This window comes from Armatimonadota bacterium (genome assembly GCA_013359125.1).
In the GTDB taxonomy this organism is placed as follows: domain Bacteria; phylum Armatimonadota; class Fimbriimonadia; order Fimbriimonadales; family GBS-DC; genus JABWCR01.
The window spans coordinates 41,100-65,482 of sequence record JABWCR010000018.1 but is presented as its reverse complement, the minus strand read 5'-3'; the positions used below and the strand labels follow the sequence as shown (position 1 = coordinate 65,482).

General features: G+C 58.1%; 19 protein-coding genes. 10 read left to right on the top strand and 9 right to left on the bottom strand.

Features of this window, described 5'->3' with window-relative positions:
- Window positions 1-337: 337 nt before the first annotated feature.
- Both HUU60_09335 and HUU60_09330 read right to left on the bottom strand, forming a co-directional pair.
- Window positions 338-847, bottom strand: a complete 510-nt coding sequence (locus HUU60_09335; protein ID NUL82909.1) for a hypothetical protein — start codon at window positions 845-847, stop codon at window positions 338-340.
- On the bottom strand, window positions 840-3,854 hold the full coding sequence (locus HUU60_09330) for a preprotein translocase subunit SecA (protein ID NUL82908.1): 3,015 nt from the start codon (window positions 3,852-3,854) through the stop codon (window positions 840-842). Before HUU60_09330 ends, HUU60_09335 begins: the two co-directional genes overlap by 8 nt.
- Window positions 3,855-3,966: 112 nt before the next feature.
- On the opposite strand from HUU60_09330, the gene HUU60_09325 reads away from it, so the two are divergent.
- Together HUU60_09325 and HUU60_09320 are read left to right on the top strand one after the other, a co-directional pair.
- Complete coding sequence (locus HUU60_09325) at window positions 3,967-6,150, top strand: hypothetical protein (protein ID NUL82907.1); 2,184 nt, start codon at window positions 3,967-3,969, stop codon at window positions 6,148-6,150.
- Complete coding sequence (locus tag HUU60_09320) at window positions 6,140-7,447, top strand: hypothetical protein (protein NUL82906.1); 1,308 nt, start codon at window positions 6,140-6,142, stop codon at window positions 7,445-7,447. The genes HUU60_09325 and HUU60_09320 overlap by 11 nt, the downstream gene beginning before the upstream one ends.
- Window position 7,448: 1 nt before the next feature.
- Here HUU60_09320 and HUU60_09315 read toward each other — a convergent pair whose 3' ends face one another.
- A complete protein-coding gene (locus HUU60_09315) occupies window positions 7,449-9,734 on the bottom strand; it encodes an ATP-binding cassette domain-containing protein (protein NUL82905.1) in 2,286 nt (761 codons plus the stop codon).
- Between the two features lie 51 nt (window positions 9,735-9,785).
- On the opposite strand from HUU60_09315, the gene HUU60_09310 reads away from it, so the two are divergent.
- From HUU60_09310 to HUU60_09300, 3 genes are all read left to right on the top strand, one after another.
- A complete protein-coding gene (locus tag HUU60_09310) occupies window positions 9,786-10,115 on the top strand; it encodes a hypothetical protein (protein ID NUL82904.1) in 330 nt (109 codons plus the stop codon).
- Window positions 10,116-10,128: 13 nt separating this feature from the next.
- The gene (locus HUU60_09305; protein ID NUL82903.1) at window positions 10,129-10,956 is read left to right on the top strand and encodes an SDR family oxidoreductase; all 828 of its coding nucleotides are present in this window, start codon (window positions 10,129-10,131) and stop codon (window positions 10,954-10,956) included.
- Between the two features lie 98 nt (window positions 10,957-11,054).
- Window positions 11,055-11,729, top strand: coding sequence for a PEP-CTERM sorting domain-containing protein (locus HUU60_09300; protein NUL82902.1), 675 nt, complete (start codon window positions 11,055-11,057; stop codon window positions 11,727-11,729).
- Between the two features lie 34 nt (window positions 11,730-11,763).
- On the opposite strand, the gene HUU60_09295 is transcribed toward HUU60_09300, so the two are convergent.
- Together HUU60_09295 and HUU60_09290 are read right to left on the bottom strand one after the other, a co-directional pair.
- The gene (locus tag HUU60_09295) at window positions 11,764-13,284 is read right to left on the bottom strand and encodes a DUF3769 domain-containing protein (protein NUL82901.1); all 1,521 of its coding nucleotides are present in this window, start codon (window positions 13,282-13,284) and stop codon (window positions 11,764-11,766) included.
- 8 nt (window positions 13,285-13,292) lie between these two features.
- Window positions 13,293-14,618 carry an extracellular solute-binding protein gene (locus HUU60_09290; GenBank protein NUL82900.1) on the bottom strand — a complete coding sequence of 442 codons (1,326 nt, stop codon included), beginning with the start codon at window positions 14,616-14,618 and terminating at the stop codon, window positions 13,293-13,295.
- Between the two features lie 62 nt (window positions 14,619-14,680).
- Between HUU60_09290 and HUU60_09285 the strand changes: the two genes are divergently transcribed.
- Window positions 14,681-14,992, top strand: a complete 312-nt coding sequence (locus HUU60_09285) for a YtxH domain-containing protein (GenBank protein NUL82899.1) — start codon at window positions 14,681-14,683, stop codon at window positions 14,990-14,992.
- On the opposite strand, the gene HUU60_09280 is transcribed toward HUU60_09285, so the two are convergent.
- From HUU60_09280 to HUU60_09265, 4 genes are all read right to left on the bottom strand, one after another.
- Window positions 14,989-15,774: a hypothetical protein gene (locus HUU60_09280; protein ID NUL82898.1), complete on the bottom strand. Its 786-nt coding sequence runs from the start codon at window positions 15,772-15,774 to the stop codon at window positions 14,989-14,991. The two genes, HUU60_09285 and HUU60_09280, sit on opposite strands and share 4 nt — an antisense overlap.
- 20 nt (window positions 15,775-15,794) lie before the next feature.
- The gene (locus tag HUU60_09275) at window positions 15,795-17,369 is read right to left on the bottom strand and encodes a neutral/alkaline non-lysosomal ceramidase N-terminal domain-containing protein (protein NUL82897.1); all 1,575 of its coding nucleotides are present in this window, start codon (window positions 17,367-17,369) and stop codon (window positions 15,795-15,797) included.
- 296 nt (window positions 17,370-17,665) lie between these two features.
- Window positions 17,666-18,424, bottom strand: coding sequence for a PEP-CTERM sorting domain-containing protein (locus HUU60_09270; GenBank protein NUL82896.1), 759 nt, complete (start codon window positions 18,422-18,424; stop codon window positions 17,666-17,668).
- Window positions 18,425-18,562: 138 nt separating this feature from the next.
- Window positions 18,563-19,315: a PEP-CTERM sorting domain-containing protein gene (locus tag HUU60_09265; GenBank protein ID NUL82895.1), complete on the bottom strand. Its 753-nt coding sequence runs from the start codon at window positions 19,313-19,315 to the stop codon at window positions 18,563-18,565.
- A gap of 290 nt (window positions 19,316-19,605) precedes the next feature.
- On the opposite strand from HUU60_09265, the gene hisC reads away from it, so the two are divergent.
- From hisC to HUU60_09245, 4 genes are read left to right on the top strand one after another with little or no spacing between them, the layout of a single operon-like run.
- The gene (gene hisC, locus HUU60_09260; GenBank protein NUL82894.1) at window positions 19,606-20,667 is read left to right on the top strand and encodes a histidinol-phosphate transaminase; all 1,062 of its coding nucleotides are present in this window, start codon (window positions 19,606-19,608) and stop codon (window positions 20,665-20,667) included.
- The gene (locus HUU60_09255) at window positions 20,664-23,021 is read left to right on the top strand and encodes an SMC family ATPase (GenBank protein NUL82893.1); all 2,358 of its coding nucleotides are present in this window, start codon (window positions 20,664-20,666) and stop codon (window positions 23,019-23,021) included. The genes hisC and HUU60_09255 overlap by 4 nt, the downstream gene beginning before the upstream one ends.
- Window positions 23,002-23,655 carry a RibD family protein gene (locus HUU60_09250; GenBank protein NUL82892.1) on the top strand — a complete coding sequence of 218 codons (654 nt, stop codon included), beginning with the start codon at window positions 23,002-23,004 and terminating at the stop codon, window positions 23,653-23,655. Before HUU60_09255 ends, HUU60_09250 begins: the two co-directional genes overlap by 20 nt.
- Window positions 23,652-24,383 carry an ATP-binding cassette domain-containing protein gene (locus tag HUU60_09245; protein NUL82891.1) on the top strand — a complete coding sequence of 244 codons (732 nt, stop codon included), beginning with the start codon at window positions 23,652-23,654 and terminating at the stop codon, window positions 24,381-24,383. The genes HUU60_09250 and HUU60_09245 overlap by 4 nt, the downstream gene beginning before the upstream one ends.

The window sequence follows — 24,383 nt, the reverse complement described above, 5'->3', positions numbered from 1 at the left end:
AGATCAGGACCTTGGTGAAAACAAGCCCCTTGCCGCCCGGTCCATCGACTGTCGCAGACCAATCGAGTCGTCTTGAATCGCCAAAATGACCCGCTGTTCCAGAATGGCCGGTGCAAAAATCACAATTCGGACCCTGGGAAAATACGACTGAGACTAACAGAGAAAGCGCGAGCAACGACAGGGTTCTACCCCCACCCCGCGCGCGACAGGAGGGCATGAAGCAACTTCCAACTTCGCTGATGCGTGTGAAACCTCCTTGTGAAGATGCAGGCGAAGACTCACGAAGGATCCCGCCTTGATCCCTTAGACTGTCCGCGTGCGAGGAAGGTTCTCGTGTCTACCGCTCGTCGAGAATCTCGTCCAAGAGAATCGCGATGTCGATCACGGCTTTTCGCTGGGTCTCTAAATCCGCAGAAGGCTCGACGGAAGTCTTGGCCAACTTCTCTTTGGCTTCCGAAAGTTTGGCTCGATCGGCCCTTGCGGCGTCTGCATCCGCTCTATCTGCGGCCTGCGCCGCACGCCGCAGATAGTCGTTGGCCAATCCGAAGTTCCGCCTATCCAACTCAAGCGATGCGCGGTAAGTCAAGCCCCTTGCTCTCAGCAGGTCGTTCACTGCTAATAGTTGCTTGACCTCTGTCCCGGCCACTTGGTGCGCTTGTCTTGCGATGCTCAGTTGTTGTTTGACATCGTCTGTGCGCTTAGCCTGACCGCTCTGCCCAAGGTAGAACCCCGTCCCAAAGAGCGCTAAGGCAAGGAAAGCGCCGGAACCGGCCAGAATTGGAACGACAGAGCGTTTTTTCTTCTCCGGCGCTTTCTGACCTTCAATTTGCGGCGTCGGGTTATCCATACTTGGGATAGCAGCACTTTTTGTACTTTTTGCCGCTGCCGCAAGGGCACGGGTCGTTCCGCCCGGGTTTATTCGACGCGGCCACGGCCACAGCCTCTTGCCCTTCTCCCTCTGGCAGACGCTTCATCATTCCCGCTCCCTGCCCGCGCGAGGCCGGATTGTTTTCTGGCCCGTCGATGCGGATGATGCGCGGTTTGGGCGGCTCGCGACGTTGAATGCGGAACATGATGAACACGATTTCGTCTCGGATGCTTTGCAAGGTATCGCTGAACACTTGCGCCGACTCGCGCTTGTAAGCCACCAACGGGTCTACCTGCCCATAGCCTCGCAGCCCGATGCCCTCGCGCAGGAACTCCATCGAGGCCAGATGTTCGATCCATTTTTGATCGATCAGTCGGAGCATGTAGTGCCGCTCGACCTCGCGCATGTCGTCGATGCCGAACTCCTCTTCCTTCGCCTGATAGGCCTTTTCCGACCATTCCCGAATCTGGTCCAGGACCAGTTCTCTGCGAGGATTGCGAATTTCGTCTAGGGTCCCAAACTCGTCAATGGGGAACACCATTTTCAGCGAGTTCCAAAGCCCGTCCAAATCCCACTCGGTGGGCGGTACGCCGGGCGGCAGATACTCGTCTACTCGCTCTTCCAACACTTCGTCCAAGTATTGCACGATGGTATCGCGCAGATCGTGCCCTTCCAAAATGCGCCTGCGCTGGCGGTAGACGACCTGCCTCTGATTGTTCAGCACGTCGTCGTATTGCAGGACGTGTTTACGAATTGCAAAGTTGTGAAGTTCGACGCGCTTTTGAGCGCCTTCAACCGCCTTGCTTAGGATCTTGGCGGCCAATGGCTCCTCTTCGGGCCAGGCGCGCAAGAGCGGATTTCCCGAAACCTTGTCGCCAAAGAGCCGAATGAACTCGTCCTCTAGCGACAAGAAGAACCTCGACTCGCCCGGATCGCCTTGACGCCCTGCGCGACCCCGCAACTGGTTGTCGATGCGCCGGCTCTCGTGCCGCTCCGTGCCCAAGATCATCAACCCGCCTAGCTTTCGCACTTCTTCGGCGGCCTCGGATCGCTCTTGATCGGAGAGCGGCAACGGCGGCAGCGCGCGCATTTTGCCGCCGCGTCGAAACTCGATCTCTTCCTCGCCGTTTTGCTCGTTCGCCCCGGCAGCCTGCACCCGACCGCCCAACAAAATATCGACGCCGCGACCGGCCATGTTGGTCGCAATTGTTACCGCGCCCTTTCGACCTGCGCTGGCGATGATGATGGCTTCCTTTTCGTGAAATTTGGCGTTCAAGACGCTGTGCGGCACGCCGTGCTCCAGCGCTTCTTGCAATCGCTCCCGGCACTCTTCGCCCAACTCAAACTTCTTCAGCAGCCAATCCACCCGGCTTGTAGCGTTGGGAGCGGGGTCGATCTCTAACTCCCTCGCCACTGGCGCCAGATCCCGCATGGTCAGCTTGTTGAATGGCTGATTGAGCATCTGCCGGATTTCTTCCTGCCGCTTCTTGTCGGCCTTGCCGCTTTCTTTGGTTGCGTGGCGAATGTGCTCGATCAGCGCGACCAGTTGCAATCGATCATACGTCAGACGCTGCGAAACCACCTCGGACATCTCGATCGATCGCGTGCCGACCAGCACCGGTTGCTGCCGACCGTATAAGCGCAAGATCTCCATCGCAATGCCGCGAAACTTCATGTCCAGCGTCCTAAACACGACATCGGGATGGTCGGTTCGAATCATTGGGCGGTTGGTCGGAATCTCAAATACGTCCAAACCGTAGATCCGTCGGAACTCTTCCTCTTCCGTCTTGGCCGTGCCGGTCATTCCCGCCAGTTTGGGATACATTCGGAAGTAGTTCTGGAAAGTTACGACGGCGATGGTCTGGCTTTCCTGCTTGATCCGCACGCCTTCCTTCGCCTCGATCGCTTGATGCAGACCGTCGCCAAATCGACGCCCGAACATCATGCGGCCCGTAAACTCGTCCACGATCACGATCTCGCCGTCTTTGACGACATAATGCACGTCCTTCTTGTAGAGCGCGTGCGCTTTAAGACCGGCTGACACGTAGTGCATCATGTCGGGATCGTGCGCAAGGCTGGTGATGCCCAGCATCTGCTCCAGCTTGTCCATGCCCTTTTCGGTCGGCAAGGCGGATCGGTGCTTTTCCTCGAGCGTGTAATCCGTGCCTTCCTGAAGCCGCTTCACCACATCGTTGACGCGATAGTAAACGCTCACATCCTCTTGTACAGCGCCCGATATGATATGCGGCGTTCGCGCCTCGTCGATTAGAATGCTGTCCACCTCGTCCACGATGGCATAGAAGGGATCGCGCTGGACCATCTGGTCGAGCGCCATGCTCATGTTGTCGCGCAGGTAGTCGAACGCAAATTCGTGGTTCGTACCATAGGTGATGTCGCAGGCATAGGCTTCCTTTCGAGAACAGGGCCGCAGATGAGCATAGCGCGGGTCGGGATGCTCGTAGCCTAACTCCAGTACGTAGGATCCGCCTAACTCGTCAGAATCGACGCTTTGGCCCTGAATGACTCCAACGCTGAGGCCCAGCTTTGCAAACAGCGGCCCCATCCACACGGCGTCGCGCCGAGCAAGGTAGTCGTTGACGGTTACGAGATGCGCTCCCTTGCCCTCCAGCGCGTTTAGGTAGAGCGGCAGGGTTGCGACAAGCGTCTTGCCTTCTCCCGTTCGCATTTCGGCAATCCGGCCTTGGTGCAGCGCCATGCCGCCCATCAACTGAACGTCAAAGTGGCGCATTTTCAGGTATCGGCGACCGGCTTCGCGCACGAGGGCGAATGCCTCCGGCATAACCTGATCGAGGGTTTTGCCGTCAGCAACCTCGGATTTCAGGCGATCGGTCGCTTCCTTCAGCTGATCCTCGCTGAGGCTCTTGACCGAGTCCTCTAAGTCGTTAATCTGTCTAACTATCTCGCGAAATATGCGGAGTTCTTTCTCTTTATCGTCAAATACTTTCTTCAGCAGGGTCTTCAGCATCCAGGGTTTCCTTAAAGGGTAAGAATGGGTTCCGGCAGGGTCAATAGTACCACATCCGCCCCGCCCCCTTATGGGTTGCAATTGTCTACCTAAAACGGCTACAATAGGCGGCATGGCATCGCGCCGCACCAGCAATTCGAGGCGAACCGCTCGCCGACGTCCGGAGCCGCCCAAGGAGAGGGACGCTCGTTTTTACGACCGAGCGGCGTTCGGCCTTGCAGCCGCCGGCGCGTTAGCCCTCGTCTGCTTGATCTTGCCCGACAGCGGCGAGATCGGTCGAGCGTTGCGCAGCGGACTAACGCTCACTTTTGGGATGGGCGCTTTTATCTTCCCATTGATGTTCTGGGTGGCCGCCGTCGCTATCTATGCGGGCAAAGAGCGGCGCTCTGCGCCCGAAGTGTTGATTGGGTCTGCGCTCTTGTTCGTTACTGTGCTGGCCGCGCTGGCCAACCCGCCTGCCTCGGGCAATTGGTATGACGCTGAGTTCCTAAAGGCGCAAGGCGGTTACGTCGGCTCGGTCTCTGGCTTTCTACTTCATGTCGGATTTGGCGCCGCACGCCCCTTTGTACTGGCCATCATGGCTATCTTGGCCGTGATGATGATCGCCAGCGCGCCGATCGCCACGATTGCTCAATCCATCTGGCGAGGATTGAGCAGCGGATGGGACCGCGCCTCCACCGGGGCTAAAGTAGTAACCGGCGCCGCTACCAACGTGAGCGAGAAGGCGGTCGTGGCGCTGCGAAAGCCTGTTCGCGAGCGACCGGTTCGCGAAAAGCTCGAGTTAGAGCCGGAACCTGAAACCAAGCAGATCGAGCCATCGCCCAAGCTCAAGCGAGTCGCCAAATTAGACGCCCCGAGGCCGGTTGGCGAATATCAGCTGCCGCCTATCACCCTTTTGCAACCTGCCCAGCCGCAGCCCAAGCGCTCGCAGCCGGAGCTTAAACAGAAGATCGAAGTGCTCGAACGCACCTTAGAAGAGTTCGGCATTGGAAGCAACGTGGTCGAGATCGCCCACGGTCCGACCGTTACTCGATACGAAATCCAACTCGATCCGGGCATTAAAGTCAGCAAGGTCGTCAACTTGGCCGACAACCTGGCCATGGCTCTAGCTGCAATCGCGGTGCGCGTCGAGGCTCCAATACCCGGCAAGAGCGCGATCGGGGTCGAGGTTCCGAACGATCACCCTCAGATCGTTACCTTGCGAGAGGTGATGGACGACCCGAAGTTCTGGAAGCCCGACAAGCCTCTTATGATCGCGCTGGGCAAAGACGTCGGCGCTCAAAACAAATTTGCCGACCTGACCCAGATGCCCCACATGCTGATCGGCGGCAGCACCAACTCCGGCAAGAGCATGTGCCTGCTCAGCCTCATCTCGTGCCTGCTTTTCCGTTCGACGCCCGACCAGGTTCGCCTTGTTTTGATCGATCCCAAGCGCGTAGAGCTCTCGCTCTTTGCCGGCATCCCCCACCTGATGTGCCCGGTCGTCAAGAATGTCGCTCATGCGTCGGGCGCCTTTCGAGCAGTGCTGCGCGAGATGGACCGGCGATACGAACTGTTCGCGACCTCGTCCGTTCGCAACATCATCGGATACAACGAGAAAGTCCAGCCGCACGAGCGACTACCCTACGTGGTGGTCGTCGTTGACGAGCTGGCCGACCTGATGATGCAAGCGGCTGGCGAAGTGGAAGATTCCATAACCCGCGTCGCACAATTGGCAAGGGCGACGGGCATTCACCTAGTGATCGCCACCCAACGGCCGAGCGTAGACGTGATCACGGGCACGATCAAAGCCAACATCAGCAGCCGAATCGCCTTTGCGGTCTCCAGCCAGATCGACAGCCGCACGATTCTGGACAAAACCGGCGCCGAACGACTGTTAGGGCGCGGCGACATGCTCTTCATGCCTATCGATTCTGCCAAACCGACTCGCATCCAAGGCTGCTATGTCTCCGAAAGCGAGATTTCCGAGATCGTCAACTTCTGGAAAGCGCAAGGCGAACCAAGCTACCTGATCTCCCCAGAAGACGAGGGGGAGACGGGCGGCGGCAGGCGCGGAAGCTTTGACGAGGAAGAGGAGGATGCGATGTACGTCGATGCCGTCAAAGTCGTCGTGGCGCAAGGGCAGGCTTCGACATCGCTGTTGCAACGACGCCTCAAGATCGGCTATGGTCGCGCGGCGCGTCTGTTGGACATCATGGAGCGGCGCGGCATCGTCAGCCCGCTAGACGGCCCTCGCCCGAGACAGATATTGATCTCGCGAGACGAGGCAAGGGGGATGTTTGGAGATGATTACTAGGGCGCTCGCGTTAGGGTTGATGATCGCTGGCACGGCGGCCGCACAGAACAAGAACGTGGTCCTGTTCGACACGCACGGCTACATCCCGTTTGTCGCCGAAGTTGCCGCAAACCCGGTGGTGCGCAAGTTCTGTTGGTCGCCCAATGGCCGATATTTGGCTGCAAGACGAGAATGGACGACCTTCAACCCGAACACGCTCAAACCTTTGCCGGTCGAGACGACGATCTACATATACGACGCGCAAACGAGCCGGGGGTGGAACGGATTTCAGACTCGCGACGAGAAGATCACCGTCATGAATTTCGGTTGGCATTCGAACGAATTTGCCCACGCGCTCGTTACTGTAGGCTCCGATACGGACGTGCCCAAGAATCGCCTCGTGGTGATCGACGGGGCGCGCGGCACGCATCGAACGCTGATGGAGACCGAAAGCAACATCACCGTCGTGCGTGCGCCCAATTCAAACGGCGCCACCGCATGGCTGACGGACGATCACCGGGCGTTTGTGTTACTGGACGGCGGCACGCGCGGCCAATTCGCCATGCCGGACCGAGAACGGATGTGGATGCTGTTTTACAGCGCCGACGGCAAGCGCATCTACTTAGAAGGCGTCAAACTGGATGAGGCGAAGTCGATCGATGCGCGCCACTATATGGTGGACCTTAGTGCGGCCACATTGACGCCAGCGCCCTGCCCAGAGCCGAAAGACGGGGACCTGTTCTTCGATTTGCAGGACGAAGAGGAGCTGCATGAGCGCGAGGACTTGCAACTAAAGTTAGAGATTGGAACCAACGTCGCAAGCCTGACAGAAGGCGCAACGGCCCGAAAGTCTTCGCTCTGGATAATGCGCGACGATGGCAAGAGTCCTGTTTTGCTTTCGGCAGATGTCGAATATGCATCGTTCGCTCCGACCGGAACGCGCCTGGCCTACACGTCCAACAACGCGCTATGGATGGTGAACTTAATTCGAGCGTCGGCAGAGCAGTTGGAACTGTTGATCGGCTCTGCCGAACAAACGAGAGCGCTGAGCAATGCGAGACAGGTCGGCATGGCTATCCTTATGTACGCCGCAGATGAGGACGACATTCTCCCGCCTCCCGGTCCGGATTTGCAGCAGAAGTTAGGGCCCTATCTCAAGACGGACGACCTGCTCGACGGCTTTGTCTATACCTTTGGCGGCGGGGACATTGGAAAAGTCGCAAATCCGTCTCAAACAGAGTTAGGTTACATATCTTTGGGAGGGGGCCGGCGCGCGGTCGTCTATGCCGACGGCCATGCCTCAGTCGTCAACAAGTAGCCTACTCAACCACCAGGCGGTTTTTGGCCAGCTCTAACTGCATGTTCACCAATCGGCCATACACGCCGCCCAACTCCATCAGCTCTTCGTGCGAGCCCTCCTCCACGATCCGACCCTTTTCCAAGACGACTATTCGATCCGCATGGCGGAGCGTTGACAGCCGATGGGCGATGGCGATCGTCGTGCGGCCCTGCACCAAGTAATCCAAAGCCTCCTGAATCTGTCGCTCGGTCTCCGTATCGACCGCGCTGGTCGCCTCGTCTAGAATCAAGATCTTCGGATCGCGCAAGATCGCCCGAGCAATGGCGATCCGTTGCCTTTCGCCGCCGGACAACCGATGCCCGCGCTCCCCGACCCACGTGTCGTAGCCGTCCGGGAACCGCATGATGAAACCGTGGGCGTGAGCCGCCTTTGCCGCGCTCATGATGGCCTCCTGGTCGGCGTTTGGCTTGGCGTAGGCAATGTTCTCGCGAATCGAGCCGGGGAACAGAAAGGTATCTTGAAGAACAACGCCGATCTGACCGCGCAAATCGCGCGCCTTGATCTCGCGCAGATCAAGGCCGTCCAATGTGATCCGACCGCGGTCTGGATCGTAAAAACGACAGACCAAATTGATCAGCGTGCTCTTGCCGGAGCCAGAATGGCCAACCAGGCCGATCATCTCGCCCGGCTCGATTTTCAGATCGATCTCTTCCAATGCCAGTCGATGCGCCTCGTAGCCGAAGGAAACGGCCTCAAACCGGATTTCGCCTTCGACCCGATCCAGGCTTTTCGCCTCGGGCGCATCCTGCACTTCAGGTTCCGTATCGAGCGCCTCGAACACTCGCTCCGCTGCCGTAACCGTGCGCGATGCCCAATCCATGATGTTCGTAACCACGTTCAGCGGTCCGTACAGCATTCCCACATAGGCCAAGAACGCCACCAGTTGCCCAAGGCTGATCGTGCCGCCCAACACGCCCTTGCCGCCCACATACCAGATGATGAACGAACTGGACATGACCATAAAACCGACCAACGGATAGATCGTTGCGCTGATCTGCCCGGCCCGCATACCGCTGTCCGCAATCTCCAGATTGCGCCGATCGAAGGTGCCGATCTCGCGCTCTTCTTGAGTAAAGGCGCGAACCTCCCTTGCACCGCTCAAGGCTCCGCTCAGGTGGGCGTTCAGCCGCGCCCAGCGATGCCAATATCGGCGCCATATGCGAGTGATCCTTCGCCAAGCCGCCCGAGCCAGCAGGACGATAAAGGGAGCCGGGATCAGCGTCAACAGGCTCAATTGCCAATTGACCGAGACCATCGCGACGCCGATCCCAACGATCATGAGCGCATTGACCGTCAACGCGGGCGCGCTATTGACCATAAAGTCGTAGAGCGCCTCCGTGTCGCGCGTTACCCGGCTCATGATCGAACCGATTTGCCGACGGTCAAAGTAGCTGAGAGACAGCCACTGCAGATGCTGGAAGAGTTTGGACCTTAGTTCAAACGCGATGCGGCTGCCCAACCACGCCGACAGCCGTCCGCGCAGAATGTTGATGCCAACGCCAACGACCCTTGATACGATCAACGCGCCCAACAGCCACAGGAAAAGGTGATAGTTCGCTCTCGGCGTCAGCACTCTATCGATCAGCATCATCGTCAAGAATGGCGGGAGCAGCTCGATTCCTGCAGAAATCGCCGCGAGCAAACTTGAAACGAACATCCACCGCCAGTAGTCCCGCGCTAGCATCATGGTGCGGGCGAGAATCTGCTTTTTGGATCGGCAGGCCGGGCACGAGCTGGAATCGGGCGGGTAGGGTCGTCCGCATCGCGGACAGGCGGCAGAACGACCGGCTGGCTGGAGAAGCTCCTTCCCTTCGATCAGAGCGTTGACCTGAAGCGCCACATCGGAGAATGCGTCGTTGAGCGCGCTGGTGAACCGCGCCAGTTCTATGCGGCTGCCGCCCGTTGTAACCGCTGTCAATGCCGAACAGCCCACGAGCCGCTCCAACTGCACCTCGGCCAAACTGGAAAAGGGAATCGCCGCTATGAGCGCAGCCTCGTCGCTGGCCTCAAGTCCGTTCTCATCGCTCTTGATCATCCAGGGCAATCGGCGACCGGTCGATCGTTCGGACGACAGTTCGCGTCCGACAATGATGATCGTATCGGGAGTGGCGATGAACCACGTCTCGCCAAACTTGCCGTCCATATCCATGTCGGCCACAGCCGCAATGAGGGGCGATGAGTGCGATTCTCCGTCGGAAAAGGCGGCATTGGCGACCGATTCGGGCAAGTCTAAGGCGCTTTGCATGGCGGTAGAGTGGCCGCTCGCATTCTACCTGACTGTAGGTATACTTGGCTTGTGGAACTGTTCCTTTTGCACTGGAACGAGGCCGAATTGCAAGAAAAGCTCGCCCTGTTGACCGGATTCAACGTCCGTTCGCACTGGAGCCAAGAGGTCCTTCTCGACCTTAAGGGCTATCTGCCGGACGCTTGGATCATCTCGCTCGATCGGTTGCCGTCCCATGGACGAGCCATCGCTGAGTGGATCGTTGAAGCCAAGAAGCGGCGAGAAAAACCCTTGATCTTTGTGGGCGGCGCGCCTGAGAAAGTAGAGGCAACCAAGGCCAAGTTCCCGGACGCCTGTTATTGTCAGTGGCACGAACTCCCATCGTTGCTTTCGACTCTATAGGTAGACTCGCTCCTTGGCAACCGTTCTCTCCACTTCGATAGAGGCCCAACCGGATGCCGATGTCGCTGCCTCTCGAAAACCCACAGCCCTTATCACCGGTGCCTCCAGCGGTATTGGCGAGGAGTTCGCCCGGCAATTGGCCGACAAGGGCTACCGGCTCATCCTCGCCGCTCGACGAGCGGACAGGCTGCATCAGCTGGCCTCGCAATTGAACGCCGAAGTCGAGATCGTTGTGGCCGATCTTGCGACCGAGGAGGGAATGGCCAAAGTCGAAGCCGCGATAAACGACCATTCGCCCGACCTGCTGGTCAACAATGCGGGCTTTGGCACCACGGGCAAGTTCCATCATGTCGAGCCATACAAGATCGCCGACATGGTAATGGTGCACGGGATGGCGACGGCCATCCTATCCCGAACCGCGCTGCCCGCCATGATTGACCGAGGGAGCGGCGCGATTATCAACGTGGCTTCGATCGCGGCCTTCATCGCTCGACCGGGCTCGGCCAACTACTCTGCGACCAAAGCCTACATGGTTGCGCTTTCTCGGTCGCTGAACGCGGAACTGCGCGGCACGGGCGTCCATGTGCAGGCGCTCTGTCCGGGATTCACCTATACCGAGTTCCACGATACGCCGGAGTTCGAGCGCTTTAGCCGCGAACAAGTGCCCAAGCCGCTTTGGATGACTGCCAGTCGTGTTGTGCAAATCTCGATCGAGGCTTTGTCGACCAAGAAAGAGATCGTCATCCCAGGATGGCGCAACAAAGTCATCGCATACGTTGCCTCCAATCGCACTTTGGGGCCTATTCTGAGCAACTTCATCTTAGGCCGCAAGAAGCGCTGATCCGATTGCCGGTTTCTCCTCCTCTCGCTTGATTTGGCACGTCCTTTGCCGCTTCTCCCGTGTCGCAAAACAATCACGGAGACAGGGAGGACACAAGGATGAACAAGGCAATACTTTCGACAGTCGCAGCAGCAATCGTCGGTCTGAGCGGCGCATGGGCTTTTCCCGCCACGATGAAGTACCTGGGCGGCGGTGGCCAAAAGGGCGGCAGCGTCAAGTACACGTTTGACGGCGGTGCCAACTTCCGAGAAGGCCGCGTCGGCGAGCTTCGAGTCGAGTTGAAGTACGGCTCGGTAGAAGAGATCCTCTACACTTACTGCGTCGATCCGTTCGTTGGCATGTCTACCAGCCACAAGGGCGTCAACGTGCTCGACACCGCCTCGCTCAGCCCTAACGGGATGCGCATTGGCGACATTGTTAATCAGTTTGCCCCGACCGTTCGCGCTTCTGGCAACGACAACGATGCCAAAGCCATGCAGTTGGTCGTTTGGGAGCTTCTGTTCGAAACCGGGAACGTTTATGACATTACCGCTGGTTCGTTCTTCGCCAGACGGACGAACGGCAACCCTCTGGAAAGTTCGATTGTGAACGCCGCCAACAGTTACTTGGCAGCGAACGGCACCGATCTGGCCATCTATATCAAGTCGAACTTGAACAGCCACGGCGACCCGTTGACGCAGAGCGTCGTCGCCCCTGTGCCGGAGCCTGCCAGCCTGATCGCGCTGAGCGTCGGTCTGGTCGGTCTTGCCCGCCGCAGAATCTCGAAGAAGTAAGACAGACCAGCGGGCCGAGGCTCTCGGCCCGCGCCTACCTCAATGCGGTCAGCTTTACCCCGATCCGAAACAGCCCCGGCGACCTCCTCCAAAAGACAAACGGCTCCAGACAGTGCTGCGTCAACCCGAATGAGAGTTGGAGATCGTAAAAATCCCCTCGGTCCGCATCGAACTTGACCAACAAACTGGGCCGGAAGTTTCCCAGGACCGTCTCTGCCCGAAGCCTGACCTCGTTTCTCGCGTCGATTCGATCGAATAAGAACGGGGAGCTTCCCGTCTCGAACGCGCGAGAAAAACTGATACCGAACCGCGTAGTTTGCGACACAGGCAGGATCATCTCTATGCCTGGCCTCGCCCAGGCATACTCTTGTCCCCCTTCGTATAGATAGGCCGACATTTGAAGCCGAAACCGCAAAGCCGCTTGTCTGGTTTCGCCCCGAGCATAGCCTTTCACTCTATCTTCGTCATACCGCCCAACAAAGTTTGCCCATTCGCTCTCTAAAGCCAACCGCTGTCTTGCAGGCACGTTGGCGGTTCCAAAATGCTCGCTCAGGCTTCCGGCCCGCAGGATCGCCTCGCCCGCGCCAAAGCCCAAATCCACTCGAAACCCCGCCGCTAACTCCCATTCCTTGTTCACTGAAAGATCGGTCCGACGGCGACCGATAGCCCGCGCGTTCAGCGCGCGGCTCAGCCCGACCCAAAGCTTTTTGGCAGCCAATCGATCCACCTCGTCGTACGGCGACTCCTCCAACAACGTCTCGAAATAGCCCTGCTGAAAGCGCACCGTCTCTTCGCGGTCGCTCGGCGGCACATCCGGCTCGGCAAAGTTCCAGGCGAATCGCGCTCCTGTTTCGGGCCTGGAGAGCACAAACGCCGAGCCGGACACCCTAAACTCGCCCCTATCCTGTATGGGCGCCCGCTCCGTCCACGTCAACCCAACTCCGGTCAAACTGCTGTAGACCGGCGAAGGCAGATTGAACTCGCCTTTGCCGGTCAAACCGTAATTGAAGAAAGGCAATGTGAGCAAGGTCCGATCTTGAAGCTTCACCCGTATCGGGCCTGCCGTCAGTCGAAAGCGAGCATTGACGCTGGCGCGATCCGTCGAGATCAGGTAGTGCGGATGTTCTCGCTCGCACGTGGTAACGGCTGCATCGATCGCCCGGTAGTTGTTCCGAGAAGGATTTCGAACGTCGGGGCTGATCTCCAATCGCTTTGCCCAAACGCGGTAAGGGCCGGTCTCAAGATAGGCGCCTTCGAACCAGCCTCTCTTTTCTTCATAGAAGTACTCGAAAGCCGTGCCCGTCAGCTCGCCTTGGGGATCGATGAGACGCAATCCATCTGAACCCGCTGCTCGCTGAGCGGCCATGTCGATGAAAAGCCTGGACGCCGCGATCGTTCGACCCTGATAGCGCAAACGCACGCCGCCCGAGGCCTCGATGGAAGGTTGTTCGGCCGCCACGTACTTTGCGCGTCCGAACCAGATCTCGAGCGGTTCGGCAGAAATGGGCGGAAGGGTCGGCTGAGCACAACCAGCGGCCGCGCAGCACACCGCCAACAGCGCCGCTATTGAGGCTGGTTGGCCCAGGGCACGCCTCTTGCTGGTGGTTTGTAAACTTCGGGGTCTTTGCGCACGGACTCTGCCGCCGCCTCCATCTTCTGGCCAAACTCCTTGGGCGAAATGCGACCGTTCACCAAGTCGCCCATCAACGCCGTCAGCGGCCCCTTTGAAAAGCCCAGATAAAGCGTCGAGAGTCGATCGTTGAACGACCTCGAACTCTTCTCGATCGCCGCGACCGCGCTCTTTAATGCGGGCGAGATATCGACGCCTTGCTCCGAACCTAACACAGGCGAGAGCGTGTCCAGCATCCCCACATACTTTCGCGCGCTTTCCATGCTGATCATAAACTTGAGAAAGTCGGCAGCCTCGGTCGATCGCTTGCCTTCTGAGAAGACGACGAAGTTCTCGCCCCCGCCGCTATAGATAGCCTTCTGGTCGCCCTTTCCGCCCAGCACGCTTGGGACTGGGAAGCAGGCCATCTCGAACCCGTCCGGGGTCGAGGCTTTGATCTCGTTCTTCAGCCACAATCCGCAAAACACCAGCGCCGCGCGACCGCTCGCCCATTCGATTTGGCTTTCCATGTGGCTCATTGCGGCGCTGCCCGGCTGATGATAAGCCTTGGACATCTCTTGCAGCATCTCGGCGGCGCGAACGAAATCTGGCTGGACGAACGCCCCAGGCTTCAAATCTTGCATCTCGTACCACTGATCGAACGGAACCAAACGCTGATAGATGCACTGAAGCGTGTACCAAGCGTAGTTGGGATACTTGCCTTGAAACGCGATCGGATGCACGCCGGCCTTCTTTATCTTGTCGCACAGCGCCATGAACTCGTCCCATGTCTCTGGCGGCTTCCATCCATGTTTGCGAAACATCCTCGCATCGTACCAGCAGACCCATGCGCCCCGAGCCGCAGGCAACGCATAAACCTGCCCCTCGTGCTGAAAATCGGCCGTAATCCCGGGTGCGAGCGTCTGCCGCCAAGTGCGACCCTGACCGTAAGCCGGGCTGTCGAGCGCGGCGTCCAACGGCACAAGCTTCTCGGCCACGATCAGCTTCCAGATGGGCAGACTGCAACTGGCCAGATCGGGAGGGCTTCCCCGCAGAATGCGAGGGCGAATCTTCTCGTCCACCCTCGGATCGCCCCACAGATTAACGCGAATGTTCGGGTTCAGCTTCTCATACTCCCTGGCGACCGATCGATGCCAATCCAGGCCAAAACCGCCCTCGAACACTGCGACCTCTATGGTGATGATGCCGGGCGCATCCGCCGACCGAAACGAACAACCCGCCAAGCCCAAAACGACCAAGAATGGAATCAATCTACGCACGCCTTAAGCTTCGCCAAAGGAATCTTCTTCCCTGCGTCGAACAGTAAGCTTCGGAGGGGACGATGGATTCGAATCAGCGCAAGAATCTGCTCAATCTTTTGGCTGGGATCGGCATTGGCACGATCGTAGGGCTTTCTGCCGGCTTGCTGACCGCGCCGAAAAAAGGCGAAGAGCTTCGACACGACCTGATGGGCAAAGCCAGCGGGCTAACGGGCAAATTGACAGGCCTGATGGACCAAGGCCGTGCCGCCGTCAACCGCCTCTTGCGCGTCGCTCAAGACGAAGGCGAGAAGATGTTGGAAACGGCGATGGCCGCGGGCGAATCGGCCATCGAAGAGGTTGAGAAAAACCTTCAGGACGATCCCGAAGCCTAAGGTCTCGCCTGCACTGCTGGTTCCACCGCGAAGATCTTCTCGTCGATCTCCGGATCGATCTTGCCGTCGATCCAATATTCGCGGATAGTGATCTTCATGGCCTTCTCGGGGTCTCCGCCTCCGCCAGCGGTGGCCTTTAGCATCGCCATGCGCGGAATGCCTTGCTTGTCGAACCAAAAGACGTGCTCGCGATTCAGAGGATCCTTTTCGGCTTTGATCGTAACCCGCTCGCAATCATGACCGCCGACCATCTCCCGTTTGCTGGAAGCTAAGATCTTTTGGTCTTTCTCCTGAATCTCCTTGCGAAGATTCTCTGCATAGCCCTCGTGATCGACCAGCCAGCGCAGCAGTATACTCACCGTTGAGGCGGCGATGTTCTTCAGCGAATCTTTGTCATAGGGCTTGGTGTTCGGCCGGTTGCCGCTGATGTCTACCGTCAGAACGTTCTTGCCGTCGCATACGATACGGTTGCGTCGAGCCGAAACGGTGTGGCCAAAAGTCGGCTCTATCCGCACCTTGTCGGGCGGAATGTAATCGACTTTGTACGCAACCTGCCAATGTTGCGCGCCCTGCTCGCCCATCAATACCAAGTAACCGTTAATCGATTTGAAATACTCTCGGCCGCGGAACAAATCCTCGACCTTGAGCTCTCGAAATGTCTCCTCGGCCTCCTTAACGACGATGGGCTTCTGAGGGGTGCCCGGCTGCCCGGGCGTCGGAGGCTGCTGCACATTGCCCACGGCCATCGCGCCGCACAAAATCATTGCTATCCAAAGTTTCATCCTAATTCTCCTAATCTCGTTTATTCGAACACGTACAGCAAAAACTGCGCCAGGCTAACATCGCCTTCCACAACCACATCGCCCGCTTGATAGGCGTCCAAGGCGTTCCGTTTGCCGGTCAGCACCTCTTCCAGCGTTTTGGCGTTCAGTTTTATTGTACATCCTGCCTGTTCGCCGCCAGCGCCGGAAAATAGGTTCGCCTTTCCACCCGCGACCACCAAAGTATAAGTTCCGCCGTCCGAACCGGATACTTCGAACCGCCAGACTGCCTTGCCGTCGCCTGCGCGGTCGGGCTTGAACCGTTTCATGTAGTCGCGCAAGACCTGCTCGGCTTTGCTCGCCGTCTTCGTCGCCTCGGCTATGCCTGGTCGCGGTTTGTCCAGCAGTTTTCGCAACGACAGCACTAAGTCGTCACCGATATACGGTCCGACCGACATGCTGGTTTCGTACTTGTACAACTCGATTCCATAATCGGCTTCTGCCAAGATATACCCCAGTTCATCGTTGCACAGCCCGATCAGGAAGTTGGGCTGGCCGCCCATCAGTTTTTTTAATCGAAAGCCGATATTGGGCAACACTTCGCCTGGCATTGTGTAGAACTCTGCAGGCCCGATCTTAAACCAGTGCGCCTCGGTTACCAATTTTCCATCCCGAAACTCGCCCGCGGATGGGATGATTCCTAAAGCCATAGCGGCCTTGAAACCGTCGTTCTCCATCGGCGTGATGAGCTCGGTCCACCGATGTTCTAACTTTGGATTCTCGGCGGTTTTGGCCGAGCCGAGCGCCTTGAGGGCCGCCTCGGCCAAGGCGACTCCAGTTTCTTCGGTCTTCGCCCAATTATCCTTCCCCCGATCGCCAGAACCCTCGAACTCGACCGTAACCATGCCGCCGCACGCGCCTTGCAGATAGATCGAAAGGCCGCCCATCGCCTTTTCCATTCGCTCGCGGGTGTAATGGACAAAATCCGAGGTGATCTCGTTCGTGTTCATCGCCTCGGGGTGGCAGGCATAGTTGATCACGGTTGCGATTGTCTTGCCGGTGCCCTTCTCGATCGCCAACATCGCGCTCAGTTCCGTGTCCAATATGCGCGCCCGGCTGTTTTTTGATACGCCCTTGACGTCGGAGGTTGAGGCAAAGTGGATCACGGCGGGCTTCATGTTTGCCAGGGCGTCGTTGATGGCCTGCGCGGTCTCCCGGATCATGAATGAGAGATATGCGGGATCGACGCCGGACTTCCCTGGAGCGCCCCAAAGCCCCAGAACGTCCGGGCCAGAATGCACATGGGTGCTGGAAACCTGAATGCGATGCGGCGGGATGTCGGGCACCAATGCGCGGATCTTCTGAACGTCTGGCCGAAAGATGCCGATCAGATCGCACGAGACCATGGCCAACCGCTCGCTGCCTATCTGGACGACGAACGCCCGTGCCCAGATGTCGTCATGAACTCCCGTGCTCATTCGGTTGGACGAGTAGCCCGCAATGTACTGCGGCGTTGTGGGCGTGATCTTTCGCGCCGCCGCGCCGAACATCAAGTCCTGCGCCGAAGCGCCGACTGTCAGGAGACCGCAAAGAGCGAGATTGTGCAGACCTTTCATGGTTGAGAGATTCGCCGTTCATCGCCGCCATCCTGCCGCTCTCTGCTCGAGGCCTATCTCTTTGATCCATAGTTCGATTCGTACTCGATTTTGTGCTACATTTGCAAAGAATCCCGTTCGCGCAGAGGCCTTCTTGGCTGGAGCATCCCCGCTTCTCGATGGGCATCGATCGTCTAAAATCGGGTTGTTCAAGTTTCCATGCCTCCGCACCAAACGGCGGATGTGGGGTATCGAAAAGACAGAGGGTTACAAAGGAGAATCCCCCCGCTTGTTAGGACGGGGGGAGGGTGGGAGTATTAACGGCGTCGTCGGGCGATTAGTCCGGCCAATCCGACGCCGAGCGCGATGAGGCTGGCCGGTTCGGGAACTGCCGTAACCTGCACCAGGTCGTATCGCAGCGTACCGGTGGTCGCATAGGTACTGGTCGTAGTCGACGCCACATAATTGCCTGTACCAGGCGCAAAGACCGCCACTACGCGGAAGGCAAAGTTGGCGTTGTTTTCCACGCCGGCATTCAGGGCCGAAACGTCGATCGTTCGGTTGAGATACCATTGGTCGCCGCCTCGGTCGGCCTCGAAAATCGGGCCATCCAACCAAACTGGCGTTGTCGCGGTTCGATCCAGAGTGTAGAGAAACTGCACATACCGGGAGGCCGTATTGCTGTGGCGCATGTCCAACTTGGCGACGATTTCCGTCTTCCCAATCGTAGGCACGTTAAACTGAACGCCTCGAGTTCCGCTGCCTGTGCCCTGGGGGGCATAACTCGTCGTGTTATAACCTCGGTTGTTGTGCGTTTGATTTCGATAGATATTCTTGGTGTCGGTGATCGGATCGTCTTGAGGCGATCCTGCGGCGAAGGTGCGCGTTGTGCCGCCGACCAGTTCGAGAGAGCTGACGGCGGCATATTCGCCGCCGATGGGCAGGTCGGTACCGCTGGCGCTTGTCGTGCCAACGGCGTTAAAATCCCACAGCGCCAAGTGGGTCGAGGTGGCTAGCGCGCTCCCGGTCAGCGCGCTGGTCAATGCCAGAAGTAAAGCCGTGCGAAGTAAAGTCATAGTCTGTTGCTCGCTCCTTTCAAAAGATATAGTTTGTCCTGCGCTTACAGTCTATCTGGAAGCAGGGCGGCAACAGGTTAAGGCGAGGTTAAACTTGAGGAGAGGCTCCCCGCCAGCAATAGCGGGGAGCGAGAACAACTACTTTCGCCGTCGCGCGATCAAGCCGACCACGCCAATACCCAGAGCGATCATGCTGGCTGGCTCGGGAACGGCCATCACTTGAACCAGGTCGTATCGCAGAGTGCCCGTGGTGCCATAGGTGCTGGTCGGGTTGGCGGCGCGATAGCCGGTGCCGGCCGGGTCGAACACGGCCACCAATCGGAACGCAAAGTTCGCGTTGTTCTCCACGCCTGCGTCCAAAGCCGATACATCGACTAACTGGTTCTGATGCCATTGCTCGCCGCCGAGGGTCAGTTCGAAAATGGGACCGTTGCTCCAAACCGGTACGCCGGCAGTTCGATCCAGGGTGTACAGGAACTGAATAAACCGAGAGCCGGTGTTGCTAGCTCGAACGTCGAACTTGACCATCACCTCGGACATGGCGACGGTGGGCACATTGAACTGAACGCCGCGGGTGCCGCTGCCCGTTCCCTGTGCGGGATAGGTCGTCGTGTTGTATCCGCGATTGTTGTGGCCAGGGTTGCGGAAAATGTTCTTGGTGTCGGTAATCGGGTCGTCCTGAGGCGATCCGGCGGCAAACGTAGCAGTGGCGCCGCCGACCAATTCAAGCGAACTTGTTGCGGCATAGACACCGCCGATCGGAAGGGTGGTTCCGCTTGTGCCCGTCGTTCCAACGGCGTTAAAGTCCCAGAATGCAAGATGGTCTGCTAATGCGCTCACGGCCAGCGCGCTGCCTAAGGCGAGAATTACGGCTGTGCGTAGAAGAGTCATGGTTGGTTGCCCGCTCCTTTCAGAAGTTAGTGATATGGACTTAGATATTATAGCCCACGAATCGCAGGCTGGCCCAGCCAATCGTTCAGCGCTTTTACTAGGTCTTTGGCTTCTTTTTGCTATTCGGGCGCAGGAATGTCTAAGAAAGGACCGTCCTTCATAAAGAATCGGATGTGGCTTACCTGATTTTCGATGTCGTCGCAGTCGTTCTTTCGAAGCATTCTGAGGGGCAATTCTCGAACGGATAGTCGATATCGGACGGCTTCTTTTCCAATGGGTAAGATTCAGGCATGGCGCACCCGGGAATACGCGGCGAGGTTTGGCAGCTGCAACCCTATGGGCATGGCGCGGCGCCGCCCGCCGATGCGATTCGGCTTCATGCCAACGAAAATCCGCTCGGCCCTTCGCCGCTCGCTGTCGAAGCCATTGTCAAGGCCGCAGCCGACTCCAATCGATACCCGGATGCTGGGTGCTCCAAACTACGCTCGGCATTGGCCAAAATGCACGAGATCGACGAGAATTGTATCGTCGTTGGCAACGGTTCGGACGAGTTGATTCACCTTCTAGGGCTGCTCTTCCTTCAGCCAGGCGTATCGGCGATCGCTGCCGATCCTTCGTTCGTGCGCTACTACGCCGCGCCCCCTTTGGCCGGCGCGACCCTCCATCGCACACCTCTGGACGTCGACTTGAAGCACGACTTGGATTCTATGGCCGAATGCTTTGATCACGCTACGCGCTTGGTGTTTGTGGCCAATCCTAACAATCCGACCGGCACGTTGGTCGGCGCGGATGATCTTGAAACGCTATTGGATCGCCTTCCCGATCCAGCGCTGCTGGTTCTGGACGAGGCTTATTTCGAGTACGTTGGCGCGCCTTATAGTCGCGGACTTGATTGGGTGCGAGAAGGACGGAACGCGATGGTCTTGAGGACTTTCTCCAAAGCGTACGGGCTGGCGGGGCTTCGCATCGGCGTCGGTTTTGCCCGGCCAGACATTATCGACGCTATCAATCGAGCGCGAGAGCCGTTCAACGTCGGTAGCATTGCTCAGGCCGCCGCCCTTGCCGCTTTGCAGGATCAAGAGCATCTCGCGAAAACCCGGACGCTGAACGACGAAGGGCTTCGGACTTTTCATGCGTTTTGCGCCGCTTATGGGCTAAGACATACCGATTCTCACGCGAACTTTGCCTTCATCGATCTTGGAAAAGACGCTCGTCCGATCGCCCAGGCAATAGCGCACAAGGGCGTTCTGGTCCGAGCCGGACTTGGACTGGATAACTGGATTCGGGTCAACACGGGCCTGCCGGAGCAGAACCAAGCGTTCCTGGACGCGCTCAAGGAGCATCTGGAGTGATTCTCCATCGATTGCGCTTGGAGAACTTTCGACAGCATGTCGACTCCGAATTGGAGTTTTATCCGGGGATTACAGCGATTATCGGGCCCAACGGGTCGGGCAAGACGACGATCTTGGAGGCGATCGGTTGGGCGCTCTATGGCTCGACCGCGATGCGAGGCAAGAACGCCGACGTTCGCTGGCTCTGGTCGGACGACGCTAAGCAGCAAGTGCGCGTTGTGCTCGATTTTGCGCTCGGTGACCGAGGCTATCGCATCGAGCGCGTGCTCCAAAGCGCAAGTCTGATCGATCTAACGAACAACAAGGCGATCGCCACCGGCATTACCGCCGTAGAACAGGAAGTCGAGCGCCTGCTAGGGATGACCTGCAATCAATTTATGACCAGCTTCTTTGCTCGCCAGAAAGAGCTGGAATTTATGAATTATCAGAAGGAGAAGCGGCGGGACGAGATCGCCAAGATGCTTGGATATGATAAAGTTTCAACGGCAATAGATAAACTTAAAGACGACGGCAAAGCGCTGAAGGGAGAGATCAAAGGTCTTGAGCAAGGCATGGGCAGCCTTGACGACGCGAAGGAACAGGCAAAAGAAGCCAAGGCCGCATTTGAAGCATCGAAAGAAGAGCAGAAGGCTGCCGCAGGTTCAGAAATGTCGGCCAAGAACGCCTTGGATAAGAAAGCGCCGGAAGTCGAAGTTGTGTCCAAGAAGCGTACCGAGAGCGAACAGGTCGAAAAGGAACTGTCAGAGCTGACCAACCGCAGACAAAACTTAATGGGCGCGCAGCAAACCTTAAGAAAACAGTTGCAAGACATGCAGGGTGCAGTCGACGAGTTCGAGAGCCTTAAGGCGGACGTTGAAGAGTATCGTCAGGCGACAGAGCGTCTCAATCATCTGAACTCTTTGGCCGAAATCATGAAGCAGCAAGCGGTCGTAGAGGCGCAACTCGCACAGATCGAAACGCAAATCGAGAGTCTTGAGAAGGAAATCGCGCAGCTTCAATCTGAACTCAGCGCGCTCAAGGCCGATCCGCTGGAAGCGGCAACGCAGGCATTGGAAAAAGAGCAAAGCGCATGGCAATCTGAACGCGGACGGCTGGCAGCCGAACTGAAGCAAGCGCAATCCGATCTCGAAAGCGTCAGCGATCGTCTCGCCGCCATCCACGAGATGGGCGCAGAGGCGCCGTGCCCCGTCTGTGCTCGGCCTTTGGGAGATCAGTACAAAACCGTCAAAGAGCAGCGAGAGGCGGAACTGGCGGGGTTGAAAGCCAAAATCAAGACCCTCGAAATCAAGGTCGCAGACCAAGGCGAACCGCCAGAAATCGTTCGCCTAAGAGCCCGACTTACGGACTCCCAGAAAGCCGCCGAGATTCAGAAGGAGATCGTCCAGCGCCAAACCAGCATCAGTAAGCTCAAAACCGACAAAGCCCAATACACGGAACAGATCGCTCGGATGCCGAGCGGGCTGGACGAAAGCGAGCGAAAAGCCTTACATGAAAAGGCTGATCGATTGAAGCCGATGTACGAACGGTCGATCGCGCTGACGGGACAGATTCAGGGCTTGAGCGAGGTTGAGTCTCGCTTGCGCCAATCGGAGGCCGATCTCAAATCGATCGCCGAACGGCAAGAGTCGCTTGAAAAGCGAAAGTCCGAGATCGGATACGACCCGGTTGCAGACGAAATTTTACAGAAGGAAGTCCGAGCGCTAGAGCAAGCCTATAACCAGGCTCATACTCGGCTTCAGGTGGCCATACAGAAGGCGCAGAGCGCCGAAGCAAGCCTCAAAAACGCCGAACAAAGCCTGAACGAGATCGAAGCCCGCAAAGCCCGATTGGACGCCGCGCAAAAGGAGTTCGCCGTTATGCAGCATACAAACAATGGGCTTGTCGCCTTTCGGGAGCAGCTCAATGCCGAGATGCTCCCTGCGCTCCGACAGTATGCCTCGGAGTTTTTGAGCGAAATGACCGAGGGGAGATACGCGAGCATCCAATTGGACGAAGACTTGAACGCTACCTTGCTGGACGATGGAGACCTGGCGAAAGCGGTCATTTCTGGCGGCGAGGAGGATGTGTTGAACCTCAGCCTTCGACTGGCGCTTTCTCGCCTGATCACGGAGCGCGCCGGTCAGCCCATGAGCCTGCTGGCGCTGGACGAAACGTTCGGACAACTCGACTCCGAGCGGCGGAGCAGCGTGCTCAACGCCCTTTCGGCCCTGCGCGAGGTGTTCTCCCAAATTATCATCATCTCGCACATCGAGGAGATCATTCACGCGTCCGACCGCGCGATCCGAGTGAGCTACGATCATCGCAAGGGCAGCCAAGTTCAGCCGGAGGAGGTCGATGCTGAACTGCTTGTATGACCCGGAGGGTCTGACCAACGGTTACGAGCGTCTGATCTTCCCTGCGCCGCCGATAGGCCGCCCCTATGTCGCCATCAACTACGCGATGACCTTGGACGGCAAGACCTCGCTGAGCGATAAAGGGTCGCGGGGATTGGGGAGCGAGACCGATCTCAAATTGCTGCTTGCCATTCGCCGCGCTATGGGCGCCGTGATCACGGGCGCGGCTGCCTTGAGGATCGATAGATCGCGATACAGCCCGGAGATTGTTCGAATCGTTGTAACAGCCTCGGGCGATGTGCCGAACGAGTTTCTGACAGCGCCCGGAGAGGCCATTGTGGTAAGACCCGAACCGGGACAATCCGCGGTCGATCTGGAAGCCGCCATACCGGCCTTGAAGTCAAAGATCGATCGCATGGTCTGTGAAGGCGGGGGCCGTCTGAACGACCAGATGCTGCGCTTTGGACTGGTGGACGAGATATTCGTTACCCTTGCGCCCAAGATCAAAGGAGGCCGCGGTCCCACGGGAATCGACGGCATTGGCCTCGAAGGCTATGCGCAGGCCGCTCTCGTCTCGGCTTATGAAGAGTCGGGCGAACTCTATCTGCGCTATCGACTTGCCGATCCGGCGCGGGGTATCATTGGCGACCCATGATCGTCGCCGAAGGCCTCACGAAAATCTACCGCGATAAATCCGGCGACGTGCGCGCAGCGCAAAACGTCTCTTTCGAAGCGCGACCGGGCGAATCGCTCGGTATTTTGGGAGTGAACGGTGCGGGCAAAACCACCACGCTGCGCATGTTGGCAACCCTATTGGAGCCGACCTCGGGGCGAGCCACGGTGGCCGGATACGATGTTTCGGCACAACCGTTGGAAGTTCGCAAGAACCTTGGGTTTCTCTCTTCCACAACCGCACTGTATGGCAAGCTGAAGCCTCGCGAACTGCTGCTCTACTTCGCCAGCCTGCACGATATGTCGCCGTCCGAAGCCAGACGGCGCACGGACGAACTGATGGCTGCCCTAGAGATCGAGCCGTTCGCCAACCGGCTGTGCGACCGCCTTTCGACAGGACAAAAACAGCGAGTTTCTCTTGCACGCACGCTGCTCAACGACCCGCCTGTACTGATTTTGGACGAGCCGACCGCGGGTCTGGACGTGCTGGCCTCCCGAGCCATCGCCCAATACATCGACGACCATCGCGCTCGGGGCAAGACGATCCTCTTTTCTTCGCACATCATGAGCGAAATCGAACGGCTGTGCGATCGCGCCATCGTTATTCACGAAGGGCGCGTCGTTGCGCAAGGCCAGGTCAGAGAGTTGATCGCCGGTACTGGAGAGCAACGGATGGAAGCGGCGTTCCTTAAGCTGATCGAGGCGGCATAA